The organism is Paenibacillus caseinilyticus, assembly GCF_027533645.1.
GTDB classification, from domain to species: Bacteria; Bacillota; Bacilli; order Paenibacillales; family NBRC-103111; genus Paenibacillus_G; species Paenibacillus_G caseinilyticus.
Map to the genome: position 1 here is coordinate 220,389 of NZ_JAQAGY010000005.1, position 13,381 is coordinate 233,769.

At 57.9% G+C, this 13,381-nt stretch carries 10 protein-coding genes; 8 read left to right on the forward strand and 2 right to left on the reverse strand.

The features are described from left to right. The first annotated feature begins 1 nt into the window (after position 1). The 5 genes from O9H32_RS10160 (at position 2) to O9H32_RS10180 (ending at position 3,988) form a co-directional block, all read left to right on the forward strand. On the forward strand, positions 2 to 583 hold the full coding sequence (locus O9H32_RS10160; protein ID WP_269865929.1) for an RNA 2'-phosphotransferase: 582 nt from the start codon (positions 2 to 4) through the stop codon (positions 581 to 583). Positions 584 to 1,005: 422 nt separating this feature from the next. Beyond that, positions 1,006 to 2,067, forward strand: coding sequence for a tetratricopeptide repeat-containing glycosyltransferase family 2 protein (locus tag O9H32_RS10165; protein ID WP_269865930.1), 1,062 nt, complete (start codon positions 1,006 to 1,008; stop codon positions 2,065 to 2,067). Positions 2,068 to 2,134: 67 nt separating this feature from the next. Continuing rightward, positions 2,135 to 2,959, forward strand: coding sequence for a TatD family hydrolase (locus O9H32_RS10170; RefSeq protein WP_269865931.1), 825 nt, complete (start codon positions 2,135 to 2,137; stop codon positions 2,957 to 2,959). Between the two features lie 145 nt (positions 2,960 to 3,104). Then, on the forward strand, positions 3,105 to 3,620 hold the full coding sequence (locus tag O9H32_RS10175) for a CBO0543 family protein (RefSeq protein WP_269865933.1): 516 nt from the start codon (positions 3,105 to 3,107) through the stop codon (positions 3,618 to 3,620). Positions 3,621 to 3,667: 47 nt separating this feature from the next. After that, the gene (locus O9H32_RS10180) at positions 3,668 to 3,988 is read left to right on the forward strand and encodes a hypothetical protein (RefSeq protein WP_269865934.1); all 321 of its coding nucleotides are present in this window, start codon (positions 3,668 to 3,670) and stop codon (positions 3,986 to 3,988) included. A 1,608-nt stretch (positions 3,989 to 5,596) separates the two neighbouring features. On the opposite strand, the gene O9H32_RS10185 is transcribed toward O9H32_RS10180, so the two are convergent. Both O9H32_RS10185 and O9H32_RS10190 read right to left on the reverse strand, forming a co-directional pair. Next, positions 5,597 to 7,228, reverse strand: a complete 1,632-nt coding sequence (locus O9H32_RS10185) for a peptide ABC transporter substrate-binding protein (protein WP_269865935.1) — start codon at positions 7,226 to 7,228, stop codon at positions 5,597 to 5,599. 3 nt (positions 7,229 to 7,231) lie between these two features. Then, positions 7,232 to 9,253 (reverse strand): methyl-accepting chemotaxis protein, encoded by a 2,022-nt coding sequence (locus O9H32_RS10190; RefSeq protein ID WP_269865936.1) that lies wholly within the window; start codon positions 9,251 to 9,253, stop codon positions 7,232 to 7,234. Between the two features lie 605 nt (positions 9,254 to 9,858). Here O9H32_RS10190 and O9H32_RS10195 point away from each other — a divergent pair. The 3 genes from O9H32_RS10195 to O9H32_RS10205 all read left to right on the forward strand — a co-directional run bounded on the left by O9H32_RS10195 (position 9,859) and on the right by O9H32_RS10205 (position 13,380). Beyond that, on the forward strand, positions 9,859 to 11,172 hold the full coding sequence (locus O9H32_RS10195; protein WP_269865937.1) for a toprim domain-containing protein: 1,314 nt from the start codon (positions 9,859 to 9,861) through the stop codon (positions 11,170 to 11,172). Continuing rightward, positions 11,148 to 12,626, forward strand: coding sequence for a hypothetical protein (locus O9H32_RS10200; RefSeq protein WP_269865938.1), 1,479 nt, complete (start codon positions 11,148 to 11,150; stop codon positions 12,624 to 12,626). The genes O9H32_RS10195 and O9H32_RS10200 overlap by 25 nt, the downstream gene beginning before the upstream one ends. A 124-nt stretch (positions 12,627 to 12,750) precedes the next feature. Then, positions 12,751 to 13,380 carry a hypothetical protein gene (locus O9H32_RS10205; protein ID WP_269866061.1) on the forward strand — a complete coding sequence of 210 codons (630 nt, stop codon included), beginning with the start codon at positions 12,751 to 12,753 and terminating at the stop codon, positions 13,378 to 13,380. Position 13,381 lies beyond the last annotated feature (1 nt).

Sequence of the window (13,381 nt, forward strand, 5' to 3'; positions counted from 1 at the left end):
AATGCTGACACCGGCGTCCGAACGAAAGTTAAGCAAATTCATGACCAAAATGCTGCGGCATACGCCTGCGGAATTCGGGCTGAAGCTCGAGGGGGCCGATGGGTCGTGTACGGTGGAGGAGCTGCTGCGAGCGGTCCGCGCCCAGCGATCCTGGGCGTGGGTGACGGAAGACGACATCGCCGCCGTAGTGCGGCAGTCGGAGAAGCAGCGCTTCGAGCTCCGGGACGGCCGGATCCGCGCGAGATACGGGCACAGCCATGACCGGGTGCAGTACGAGCCGGGCGTGCCGCCGCACACCTTGTACCACGGCACGAACCGCGGGGCGGCTGGGGCCATTCTCGCTGAAGGCATCCGTCCGATGAACCGGCAGTATGTGCACTTGTCCGAGGGAACTGGGTTCGCATCGCTGGCCGGAAGCCGGCGCGGGGAGCTCGTGATCCTCACTGTAGATACGCGGAAGGCGGAAGAGCTCGGCGTGATCTTCTACAGCGCCGGCCATGAGGTGTGGCTGGCGGACGGCGTACCGGCTTCCTGCCTTGCTGTCTGCTCCTCGGACCCCTCGACAGGCCCCGGCCCGCTGTGACCCGCCAAGACGGTGGCTCTGAAGCAGCTTCCTCCTGGAGATGGCTGCGCCAAATTGTTGCCGCCGCGCGGTCTGCCGCCGAAGCTGAGGACGGCTGCAACGAGCCGGCCATCCTGCGGCCTATCACTGCAGACGGTCGCCGCCTGCCTGGGGAGGCCTGCAGAGGAAGCGGGGAAGCGACGCCGCGGACCTTTATTGGGACTGTGATCGGCGGCAAGGGCACGAAGAGAGCAGTTCTCCGGTTTAGGGGGAACTGCTCTTTGGCCTGCTTCATGATGCCGAAGACCGGCGCTTCGGACGCCATGCGCAGACAGAGCTTGCGAGGGTTCCTCACGCCGTCCGGAAACCCGAGCTGCCCCGTGCCTTACTTGACTGGGCGCATTTTGGTTATAATGGGGGAAGCAGGAAGAAGGGGTGGCCTTATGGTGCAACTATCGCTGACCATGATTGTGAAGAACGAGGCGCAGGACCTGGCCCGCTGCTTGCACAGCGCCAAGGATCTTGTCGATGAGATCGTTATTGTGGATACGGGCTCGACCGATGAGACGAAAGCGATCGCCCTCTCGTTCGGCGCAAGGGTGTTCGATTACGAGTGGAAGCATGACTTCTCGGATGCCCGCAATTACGCGCTGCGGCAGTCCACCGGGGATTGGAACCTCGTGCTGGATGCCGATGAGTACATTCTGAACGACTGCAGAGCGCAGGTCCGGGAGTTCATCGCGGCGGGCCGGGCTGTCGGGCGGATCAAGCGGATCGACAAGTTCGAGCAGAACGGCGAAGTGATGGAGTCCCAGGTGTTCATCTCCCGCTTGTTCCCGAGAGGGGCTTATTACCAGGGGATCATTCATGAGCAGGTCATCACCGACCTGCCGGCGGTCAACACGCCCATCGAGGTCTATCATGACGGCTATTTCCGCAGGAACAAATCCGACCGGAACTTGAAGCTGCTGCAAGAAGCAGTGAAGGAGCAGCCGGAGGACGCTTATTTCCTGTTCCAGCTCGCCAAGGAGTACCGGATGGCGGGGAACTATGCGGAGGCGGACAAGCATTATACGGCATGCTATGCGCACCTGAAGAGAGAAGAAGCTTACTATCCGCTGGTTATCGTGGATTATCTATATAACGTGATCGCCTATAAGAACTTCGAGACAGGACTGGACCTTATAGAGCGGGAGCAGGACCATCTGGCGGATTACCCTGACTTTCACCTGGCGTGCGGCCACCTGATGAGAGAGCTTGTGTTCAGCGACATCGAGCGCTATATCGGGTACTTCGGGTACATCGAGCAGTCCTTCCTCGCCTGCCTTGCGCTCGGGGAGACGAGCCGTTACGACAGTGTGCGCGGGGCAGGCAGCTTCCTGCCGGCCTATAACCTCGGCGTATTCTACGAGACGAGCGGGGATAAGGACAAGGCCCGTACCTATTATGCGCTGGGGGCGGAAGCGGGGTACAAGCCGGCGGCCGTGCGCCTGGCCGCACTGTAGGGGCGTCCCCCGGTGCGGGGATTTATTGGACAGGGGAGGCTTCCCCTAGAATAAGGAGCTGACCGCGATGTATACGGACGTGGAACCGGACTACCCGGTCATGGACACGCATATTCACTTGGATGCGTACCGGGAGCCGGAGCGGGAGGCGCTGCTGGCTTCGCTGGCGGACAGCGGGGTGCAGACTTTGGTCGCCGTCTCGATGAATCTCGCTTCCTGCGGGGAAGTGCTGCGGCTTGCGCGCTGTTATCCGCCGGGGCGCATTCTCTGCGCCTTCGGGTATCACCCGGAGCAGCCGCTGCCCCATGCCGCCGAAGAAGAGCAGCTGTTCGCCTGGATCCGCGCCCACCGCAGCGACATGGCGGCGGTCGGCGAGGTGGGCCTGCCTTATTATCTGCGCCAGGCGGCAGAGGCGCGCGGCGAAGCTTGGGCGATGGACGGGTATATCCGTCTCCTCGACCGGTTCATAGCGCTGGCTGCCGAGCTGGACAAGCCGATCGTGCTGCATGCGGTATATGAAGATGCGGATATCGCGCTCGATCTGCTGGAGCGGCATGGCGTGCACCGGGCCCATTTTCACTGGTTCAAGGGCAGTGGGGACACGCTGCGGCGGATGATGCGTCTTGGCTGCTATGTCTCCGTGACGCCGGATATCGTCTACAAGGCGAAGACCCAGGCCATGGCCGCCGGCGTTACGCCCTCCCGCCTCCTGACGGAGACCGACGGGCCGTGGCCTTTCGCGGGTCCCTTCGAAGGCCGGATGACCCACCCCGTCATGATCCAGGAGGCGGTGGCCAAGATCGCGGAGATCCAAGGCGTGCAGGAGCGGGAAGCCGGGCGGATGCTCTATGAGAATGCCTGCCGATTCTATGGTGCGCCGATCCGCGGGTAAGTTGTCCGTCTCCGCCGCCGGGTTTAAACCTTCTCCCTGTTGGACACAAAGGTACTAGGCTACAATAGAGACAGGGTGATACCGGGCAATGAAGGATGAAGAACTGCACAGGCAAATGGATGCCCTCCAGCAGCAGATAACAAGAATGCGATACTCCCATTGGGTGGAGCAGGAGGTGCTGACTCTCCAGTGGTGGTTTTTGCTCCTATTGTTCCTGATTTCCTGGGCCGTTTGGTGGCGGTTGGTGGATAAAGGGCGGTTGTTCGAGATCGGTTTTCTTGGACTCTTCATCGCATGCGCCGCCTCCCTGATGGATGCGACAGGTACGGAGCTTGGCTTCTGGACGTACCATTACAAGCTCTTCCCGCTGTATAATCGGCTGCTGACGGCTGATCTGACGCTCATTCCCATCTGCTTCATGCTCATCTATCAGTGGTTCCCGGGCTGGAAGCCTTACGTATGCGCCCTTGCCGTTCTGGCGCTCGGGGCCTCCTTCGTGGCGGAGTGGGTGTTCGCCTTCTTGGATATTTACGAGCCTGTCATATGGAAATCCTATTATTCCTTCCCGATCTATCTGCTCCTCGGCGTGGCTGCCAAAGGGATGATGCTGTGCTCTCACAAGATCATCTTCACATATCGGGCCCGCCGGACGATAAGGTAAGTAACAGCAAGTTACGAACCATATTATCCGTTCGGAGGGATCGATCCATGTCCAGACTCGTCTATGCCGATACAACCCGTTATGAGCCGCGCGGCGCCCGCCGGTTATCCCATGAAGAAGCGTACTGGCTGCAGTTCGGCCTCCAGCATATGGAGCCGGGTCCGCTCCGCAGCGAGTATCTATCCCAGATCGACGGGCTGGAGGTGACGGCCGCCTGCGACTGCGGGGAGCCGACGTGCGTGACCGTGCAGTTCATGGGCGGCGGGGTGCAAGATACCACCCGGCTCGTAGAGCTGGAGCTGAGGGACGGCCGGCTGCTTCTGATCCGGCATGTGCAGGGGCGGATCGCAGAGCTGGAAGTGATCTGACGGGCTGGAAGACGGGCCCGGTTCCATGAGCCTCCCCGCCCGCGGCAGCGCACTTGCGGTCCCGGAGGGGACAAAAGACCGGCCGAACAGGCTGAAGGCATGTGCCGTGATGACCGCTCCGTTCCTTTGGATGGAGCGGTTTTTGACGTTGGCGGCCTGTGAGCATCGTCCGCTTCCTATTCTCCATTGGTGGTGCAGCGGGCCGGTGGATATGCCCGGGCTGCTCGCTTAAAGTGCGCTCAACCAAGCCTGATGTAAAGATTAAGTGCGGTGAGTGCGACCAGCTTCTGATAAGGCAAGGCAGCGATGTTGACTCTGATGCAGCAGCGGTGGGATAGGGGGGGAGTACCAGCGTAGCTGACACCACCCGCAAAGTAGATGTGAGTAAATGGTAATATCTAAGGTTGATTTTCGTAGAAGTTCCCTTCTTGTTAATGGAATAGGAACTGAGGTAATATAGCAGGGCGCTCTGTTCCATAACTGCAGAAGCCTGGCTAAGGAGTAAAGTTCCGATTCTGGCTCTTTCAGAAACATTTCCCTGTCCTACTTTGCGGCCTATGTCAGCTACGCTGGTATTGGGCCAGGAAGGCACGAAGGGAACAGGAAAAATAGCCAAGCTAAGATAATCTCTTTCTCGGCTATTTTTCTGTTCCCATGTACTGTTAAGCTTTGAAGTGCCCTTTATAATAGACATTAATATTCTAATGAGGGACAAAAGTTCAAATCCTACTCTGGAGAAATTCCCTAGAGCCAAAGGACGCAATGGTTTGGAGCAAAAAATGGTAACCCATTTTACTTAGCCCTAGATGAGTTCAGATTTATTAAGGAGATGTCGAAGGGCTGCCGCGACCAGCCTGTTATGCAAATAACGAACATGCTTCACAGCTCTATGTAAGGTGTGATGGTGATGCTGGGCGAGCGCAGACTCTCCTAATTAGATACCCATCCTGCATAATAGCAGCCATTTACTAATTTTATCCTCCTTGGACTAAGATCAAGAACATTGTTTACTTGCCGATCTAGAGAAAGTGTACCGGAATAATGGAAATATGTTCCATCCCGATAGTATGTCTCTGTGACGGATATTGTACTACGACAATTTATAGCTGTCGAAGAAGTGGTAGTATAATATGCCCCTATATAATAGGATTCAGCAAATACGGAGGAAGAGAAGCTAAGGAACATAAGAAGAGCAATCATTGCCATAATACTGCGTTTACCGCGATTCATAGGTCTCACCTCCTTTCATGCTGCAAGCCGTCTGGAAGCGTCTGCTCCTGCAGCTTGCAAATACGTCTGGGAAAAAACAAGATACGTGTTAGGGATACACCCTGTTGCTATAGAAAGGTTACTATAACCAATTAATGGGGTAAATACCTCTAGTGTCATTTTTTAACAAAGTTTTAGTAAAGGTTTTCCTTGCTCTACTAGAGTGTGTTTTCAAACTATCAATATAAGGATGGCAATCGGTGTACACGCGGTTCCGCCGATGGGAAAAGGCGGGCCTTTTTGAGTTGTTGGGGGAGTCAGGTCAGGAGCGGCCGGGTGACAAAGACAAGACAAACCGCAGCAGACCGTACCCCAGGATAGGGGCACGGTCTGTTCGGGTTACTTCTGCTTGGCCTGCAGCTGCTGCTTCTGTGCCTCGTCGATCGACACATAGCGGTAGATTGGCTCGGAGCGGACGGTGCGGATGTAATCTTTGACATAAGGCTGGCGGTAGTAATTGTCCTTGCTGTTCAAGGTGGCGATGATGCCATAGGAGTCCAGCAGGAGCTTCTCCGCGTCATGGAGCGTCTGGAAGCGCTTGGCCGGATCCAGGATCGTCGCCGATTCCTGCAGCTTCTGCGTATAGGCCGGGCCGATATTGAAGAATGGCGAGTTGGCCGGCACTTCCAGGAAGTTGATCGGATCGCTGTAATCTGCAATCCAGGCGTACTCGAGCAGGTCGTAGTCGCCTTGGTCCACGCGGTTCCAGAAGATAGCCGACGTGTCATCGGTGTACTTCAGCTGGACGCCAAGGAGTGAGAAATCCTTGGCAACTTCAGCCGCGAACTCCCGTGCGCCCAGGTAGGATACCTCCGGCAGGCCTTGGCCGCCGGGATACCCCGCCTCCGCGAGGAGCTTCTTCGCTTCGGCGATATGCTGCTCCTGGCGCTGCACGGGCTGCAGGTCGCCGCCGATCGCGCGGAAGTCGCCCTGATCGGCCGCATCCGGCATGCCCGGCGGTACGAAGCCGCCTGCCGGGGTCTGGCCGCTCTGATCCAGCGCGGCGAGCGCCTGCTTGTCGATCACGAGGCCGAGCGCTTTACGCACACGCGGGTCGTCGAACGGCTTGTGTGTCGTATTGAACATCATGAAGCCGGAGCCGAGATAGGGGCTCGATGTGATCGTGCCCTTCTGCACCTCTTCTTTGACGTTCAGATCTTTGGGAAGCGCGGAGCCGAGATCGATGGCGCCGTCTCCGAAGTCCGCCCATTGTCCCGTGGAGGTTCCATCGAGCTTGAAGGTCAGGCGGGACAACTTCACTTCCTGGCGGTCCCAGTAATACGCGTTGGGTTCGGCCACGATCTCGAACTTGTGCTGCCACTGCTTGACGTGGAAGGCGCCGTTCGAGATGAGCAGCTGCGATTTCGTCGACCAGGTGGACGGGACTTTCTCTACGATATCGGATCGTACCGGCGCGAACGTGAAGGTCGCCAGAAGGCCTAGGAAGTAGGATGTCGGCTTCTCGAGCGTGACCTGCAGTTCGCTGTCACTCAGCGCCTTGATGCCGACCGACGCCTTATCCGCTTTGCCTTCATGGTAAGCGAGCGCGTTCTTGATCGGCCCGAGCATCGAGGCCGACGGCGACTCGACCGCCGGATCGAGCACGCGCATCCAGGCGTATTCGAAGTCCTTGGCCGTCACGGGCTTGCCGTCGCTCCACTTGGCGTTCTCGCGCATATGGAACGTATAGACGGTACCGTCTGTCGAGATCTCCCACCGGTCGGCGGCGCCGGCTTCCGGCTTGCCGTCTTTGCCGACCCGCAGCAGTCCTTCGAAGAAGGTGATGCCGAGCGTCGCTTCCTCGGCCGTCGGGAAGAGGGCCGGGTCGAGATTCACCGGCTCATAGCCGAAGCCGACCACGAGCTGCTGGTTGGCGGAACGCTGGCCAGCGGTCTCCTGCTGCGCGGCGCAGCCGGACAGCAGGGCGGCGGTGACAGCCAAGGAGGCCAGCCGCATTGTGAATGGATTCATGGGTTAGTTCTCCTCCTTCTTTGTCCCTGATGTAAATGTGAACACGTCGATCGAAGCGGTCAGCTCATCGGCCAATTGCCCGAGGCGCAGGATCGATTCGTTGATTCGCTCGATAATCACCTGCTCCTCGGCTGTGGAGTGGGCGACTTGTTCGGAAGAAGCGGCGGTCTGCTCGGTGACGGCGGAGATGCTCTCGTAGGCTGCCAGGATCTTCTCCTTGGAAGAGGACATCGTCTGGACCGCCTGGCTCAGCGCCTCGACTTGCGACACCGTCGTGACCAGAGAGGTATTGATGTTGCGGAACGATTCGCTGGTCACTTCAACCATCTCATCCTGCAGACGGAACATGCGGAGGGCTTCCTCGGTCTTCTCGACCGTACTCGCGGCCTGTTCGCCTACGCTTGCCGTAATGCCGGTGATGCTGTGTGCCGCCGCGGCCGATTGCTCCGCGAGCTTGCGCACTTCCTGGGCGACGACGGAGAATCCGCGTCCATGCTCCCCGGCGCGTGCCGCTTCGATCGAAGCGTTGAGCGCGAGCAGGTTGGTCTGCCGCGAGATATCCGTGATCGAGCCGATAAAGGAGTGAATCTCCTGAATCCTTGCGGAGAGGTCGTGAATCGCGGTCGTCACCTCGGCGATGATCCGGCTGCTCTCCTTCGACTTGTCCTTAAGCCCGGTGACGGCTCCCTGGCCTTCGGCGCAGAGCTCTTCCACGCGGTTGGACGACTCGATGAGCGTGCCGCAGGATTGATCGACGACCTCGATCTCTTGCGCCAGCGTGCGGGCCAGCTCCAGGCCTTCGGCCGTCTCTTCCGCCTGCGCGCCCGTGCCGTGGACGATCTCCCCGATCGCCGTCACGACTTGATCGACGATCTGCTTCGTCGTATCGGACTGCATCGCGAGGTCCTTCGAAGAGGACTTGACGATGCCCGCGGTAGCTTTGGACTTCGTCAGCAGGTCGGCGAAGCGCTCGACCATACGGTTGAAGCTGGCCGACAGATTGGCGATCTCGGTGATCGTGCTCGTCCGGGTGCTGCGGACCGTGAGGTCTCCCTGCTCTAAGCGGGACAGCAGATTCATCTGCTCTTCGATCGGACGGCTGATCATCCGGGAGACGAGGTAGGCGATGACCATGCCGATCAGGACGCAGACCACGATGACGCCTACGGTGAGGAGCAGCATCTGATGGCTGTCTTCCTTGAGCTCCGCGTCCGGGATGACGCCGACGAATTTCCATTTCATCTTGGAGAAAGTGGCATACTTATAGAGGAAGGATTCTCCCGCCTCGTTCTTGTAAGTGAGCTCGTCGGTCTCGTTCTGGTTGAAGCGTTCCAGCAGGGACGCATCCTGGATCTTCTCGCCGAGGCGGCTGAAGTCCGGGTGGCTCAGAATGAGGCCGTCGCGGTCGACGATCATCAGGTAGCCGGTGGAGCCGATCTTGATATCGAACGTCGCCTCGGACACCTGATAGACTTCCATGTCCAGGCCGATGATACCGACCACTTGGTCTTCTTGGTTCCGCACTTCCTTGAGTGCCGACAGCACGTTATCTCCGGTGAAGGAGCTCTTGTGCGGGTCGAGCCAGATGATGCGCGTCTTGCTGTCCGCGGCCTGTTGGAACCAGTCCAGCTGCTGCGGGTTCGACTCGAGTGTCTCCGGCTTCAGTACAGAGATACCGGCGCCTGTCATTGGCACGAAATACATGTTGTTAATCTTCGAGTTGTACCGGGCCGTGGAGTCGAGCAGGAACGAGATGTCCCGGTTGCCCGTGTCATCGCCCGCCGCGTTAAGGAATAAGCGGTTCGAAGCGATGGTGTTCAAGGTACTCTCCATCGTCTGGAACGTCTGTTGGAACGAAGACTGGCTCGCCTGAAGCGACTGCTCCAAGGAGCCCTTCAGCTTATTCTCGATGGTCGAGCTCGAGACGGTATATGAGATCGTACCGAGCGCAAGCAGCGGAATGACGATAAACACGGCGAATAATATCGGCAGCAAATGCCGAAGCTTAATGGAATAATTCTTCATACGCATCTCCCCTGGTGACATCATCTATGGGTACAACCATTCCCTGTGTGCTGCAAGTAAAAGCGTTAGACGTATGTACCTCCTTTCCGGATGTAAAGAATGAATAGCAAGGGTAAGTAGGGTGTAGAATAACGGAACAGTTGTGTACTTATTTACCATCGGTTAAATGGTTCTTGGAGTAAAGAGCGGGGCGGAGATGGACCCTTGGGAATGTAAGGGTAGGGCTGCCTATGCACAAGCCTTTGGTGTGCGGGAGGAGCGCTTTCGCCGTTGGTATATGTAAGTATGTGTAAAATTAGGAAAAGTCACCGGGACTCCATCCGCTACGGCAGCGTCATGGAGGAACCGCGCGCGGCTATACACATAGAGAGTTCACAGTTAGTACACAGGCATGATGCCGAAAAAGCGCTGTTAAAGTTTGCTTGAACAGCTTGCAGTCCGTTGAAGAACAAGGGGTAGTCCTGCGCTTCGGTAAGACGCACCCCTTCGGTTAGCGTGACACGAAGCAGGCCAGTTATGGTAAGATACCACCATAACTGGCCTGTTTTTTTGTTATACCCCGCAGGAAATGCCGGTAAGAATACACGAAAGGTTCGGGGGATGCCATGGATCGCGTCTATCAATATATAGCGGAGTATATCCTGCACAGCAGCGAACAATTGGATGCGCAAAATACCCAGATGACAACGCCTGTTGTGGACGTGGCCATCATGAAGCGGACCGCACGCACCTTGCGGAAGGCGGGCATGCTGACGCTATCGCTGGATGCGCCTCCGCCGGAAGAGGGTCCCATCCCCGATATGCCATTGCTGAAGTGGACTCCGGGCAAGCGGGCAGTCATAGAGGATGAAGCGCTGGCCTTCGAGTGGTTAAGCAGAGGCTGGATCATGAAGGAGATGCGCTTCAAGCGGGACGGCAGAACGATCGACCGGGTTCATTACCGGATGGGCTACCGTTTGTTTGAATATCTGCAGAAGCAGACGGACCAAGAACGGCAGGAGCGCATCAGTCGGTTGGAGCGCTACCGCACGGATGCCCGGACGGTGCTCGGAAGCTTGGCTTACCTCAATGCAGAACGTGCAGTCCTGCTATCCCCGCTCCGCAGCTATGTATCTGCGAGCATCCATTGGACTGTAGAAGAGCTTGCGGAATCGGCCCTGTTTCCTTCGAATTGGAACACGGAGAGGAGGATCCACTGTTTGGATTTTGTGCTGGCTTATCTTCGGATCTCCAGTCGTCAAGAGGTGTTCGATTGGAAAGAGATCGGGGCGCAGTATTATGGCGGCATTGGAGGCTCCAAGGCGTTCGATGCCGGCCGGGATGAATTTATCGGCGTTCTCGAGGCATGGAGCGGACAGTCGGCAGCGGTCTGCGGCCTGATTAGTCCGGGGAAGATTACGCCTCTCTTTTTTGCAGGCCATCTGGACGGGCAGTGGTCCGGCTATCGGGCCGGCCCCGTTCATGCGTTGACGGACCTGTCCATTGCCCAAGACCAGTACCGGACGGAGGCGGCGACGCTTTGGCTGGTAGAGAATCGCGGGATCTTGACGCGGTTGTCGGCCGAACGTGATTTTTTGCGGGATACCGGCTCTCTGGTCGTATGTGTGGACGGCCACCTGAGAAGCTCCCACCGCCGGTTCATCCGCCAATTGATCGCCAGCAGCACGATCCGGCAGGTGATGCTCTGGACCGATTATGATGAGGATGGGAGGCTGATCGCCGGCGAACTGGCTGAAGCCGCCGCGGTGGATGCCGCGCATCCGCCCAAGCTGAAGTGGATCGGCCACGATCACAGGGTCATCGGGTCAGAGACGGAATATCAGCAGTACATGTTGGCTCTTCTTCAGGAAGGGACCCGGCTGGAGCAGGAGCAGGCCGCAGGGGAGGCAGAGGATTGGAGACAGTGGATCAACCATTAATATCGATATTCCAGAGCAGCGAGTTCTCGCCGGAGATGCTTCAATCCATGAGGGACATTGCTTATTTATCCGGGGTGCTGAGCGATCTGGGCTCGCAGCATGCGTTCCAGACCCCGTCCGAGATTCTGCGGTTCTTACGAATCATTCAATTGATGAATGAAGAGGCGCTCGGACTCGACGATCCGATCGAGAATGCGGATACGCTGTATTACCGGTACCGCAACCGTTATACCGATCCGGAGCCGCCGAGCAAGAAGAAAGTGGAGCAAATCATCGGGGTACTTGTCAAATACAACTGGATCTCCAAACAAACGAGGCAGCTGAAGATGCGGGATGTCGGCAAACGGATGATGGATGCGCTCCTGCGGCTGGCTAATGACTCGCTGGCCTATTACATGCATGACGATATTGGACGCTCGCTGTTCCAGGCGAGGCGGGACGCGGAGCTCAGCGAAGCCTATGACGACAACGGCATATCGGGCGGCAACAAGATCGCCAGCATGATCCGCAACGTGGAGAATGCCATACAGCTCATGAACGAGAGGGAGCTGGAGATGCTTGCCGACCGCAACGCCCTGCCTCAGCTGGAGACGATCCATGGGCTCATGCAAGAGCTTGAAGTGAAGCTGAAGGAGCGGTTCCGCCAGTTCCGTACCCTCGAGGACAGTCTGGTCCTAAGCAGTCTGATGCAGCAAGGGACGGCCGTGCTGGCCGAGGGGACGAACCTCAGCATCGGGATGATCAACAAGTATCTCAAGTTTACGATGATGCAGCAAACCGTGCTCTCCTCCACCATTCATCCCGAGAAGGTAAGGGAGTTCATCCTGCGGATGTACGATCCTCCGCTGGATTCGGATATTCCGAATGCCCATCAGCTTCTGAGCTTCATGGAGCAGGATCAGTACGAGGGGGAAGCGGCAGACGGATTGTGGATCCCCGTTAAGTTTGCCGCCCCCCTCTCGCCGGAGGCCGTTCATGAAGCGGTACATTACCTGGAGACGTATGAGCCGGTGGTCGATCCGATCCGGCAGGAAGAGACGGAAGTGGAATACAGTCAGGAAGAGGTTTCCATTTACCAGTTGGGGGAATTGATGGGGCAGACCCAGTGGCTGTTGACCAAATCGATGATCGAGACGGATGCCATCGAAGCGTATATGGAGCAGGTCGAATCGGCGCCGGTCGAGCAGGTGATCATCGAGGCCACCTCCCGGGAGTGGGGCGATGCCGTCAACGCGCTGACCGCGATTGCAGCCTTGGTCGGCAACAAGAAAGTGGCGCTCGATCAGGCGGCGGAGGGAGAAGGAACGGACCGGACGGGAGAGGAGAAACCGTGGGAGTGGATGAACCGTGACGACCGCCGCCAGCGACTGAGCAAACGGGGCGGCCCGGCACGCCCGGACCGGGAAGCGTCCCCTGGAGAGGGAGGAGGCGACGACAATGTCCGAACAGAATAAGGCGCCTTATGAAGAAGGCGCAGCGGTAGAGAGGCGCGAGCAGTCCGCCGGTCCATGGGAACAAGAGGCGGATGACGGCGGAGCTTCGGAGGGGCTCCCCGGCCATGCGAACCCCCTCAACGTGATGCAGTCGCTGAAGGGCATGCTGACCGCGGAGGAAGAGCTGGCGTTCATGAATATTTTATTCTCCTCATCCGCTACGATTCGCGCCGGCAATTTCGGGCTGCCCCGAAGAGAGGTCGAGAAGCAGCTGCGGATTGTCGAAGGGGATGAGGGGTTCTTTTCTTTCCTGCAGCGGGTCAATCAGGCCGTCAGTCGTTATTTTCAGGTGATCTATGACGAGAAGCGCGACCAGGTGGTCGTCATGATGCGGGTTCCGGCCCGGGCCGCCCGCAGTACGCTGTCCAAGGAAAGCCTCGCGATCCTCTTGTTCATGTTCTATCAGCAGGAGGTGCTGCAGCATGAATTCACGCTCTTCGACCAGCTGCTGAGTGCCTTCGGGCATGAGACGACGAAGGCGAATCAGCGCCTGCTGCTCAATATCGATCAGCTCCGCAAGATCGGGGCGCTGGAGGAATACGACACGAACTCTTCGGAGAAGGCGTACCAGCTTACGGCGATCGGGGCGCATCTGTTCTCGGACTCCTTTTTGCGCCGGACGGCCGAATTCAGCCAGTCCAATCCGTTGAACAAGGAAGAAGTGCTGAAGTTTTTCAGACGGTACAACCTGTACCGGGAAGGAACTTGGGAATAGA

Excerpts from the sequence above, each read along its gene's own strand:
- O9H32_RS10165 (WP_269865930.1), top strand. The coding sequence starts at position 1,006 with ATGGTGCAACTATCGCTGACCATGATTGTGAAGAACGAGGCGCAGGAC.
- O9H32_RS10205 (WP_269866061.1), top strand. The coding sequence starts at position 12,751 with ATGCAGTCGCTGAAGGGCATGCTGACCGCGGAGGAAGAGCTGGCGTTC.
- O9H32_RS10185 (WP_269865935.1), bottom strand. The coding sequence starts at position 7,228 with ATGAATCCATTCACAATGCGGCTGGCCTCCTTGGCTGTCACCGCCGCC.
- O9H32_RS10190 (WP_269865936.1), bottom strand. The coding sequence starts at position 9,253 with ATGAAGAATTATTCCATTAAGCTTCGGCATTTGCTGCCGATATTATTC.
- O9H32_RS10175 (WP_269865933.1), top strand. The coding sequence starts at position 3,105 with ATGCGATACTCCCATTGGGTGGAGCAGGAGGTGCTGACTCTCCAGTGG.
- O9H32_RS10195 (WP_269865937.1), top strand. The coding sequence starts at position 9,859 with ATGGATCGCGTCTATCAATATATAGCGGAGTATATCCTGCACAGCAGC.
- O9H32_RS10180 (WP_269865934.1), top strand. The coding sequence starts at position 3,668 with ATGTCCAGACTCGTCTATGCCGATACAACCCGTTATGAGCCGCGCGGC.
- O9H32_RS10160 (WP_269865929.1), top strand. The coding sequence starts at position 2 with ATGCTGACACCGGCGTCCGAACGAAAGTTAAGCAAATTCATGACCAAA.
- O9H32_RS10170 (WP_269865931.1), top strand. The coding sequence starts at position 2,135 with ATGTATACGGACGTGGAACCGGACTACCCGGTCATGGACACGCATATT.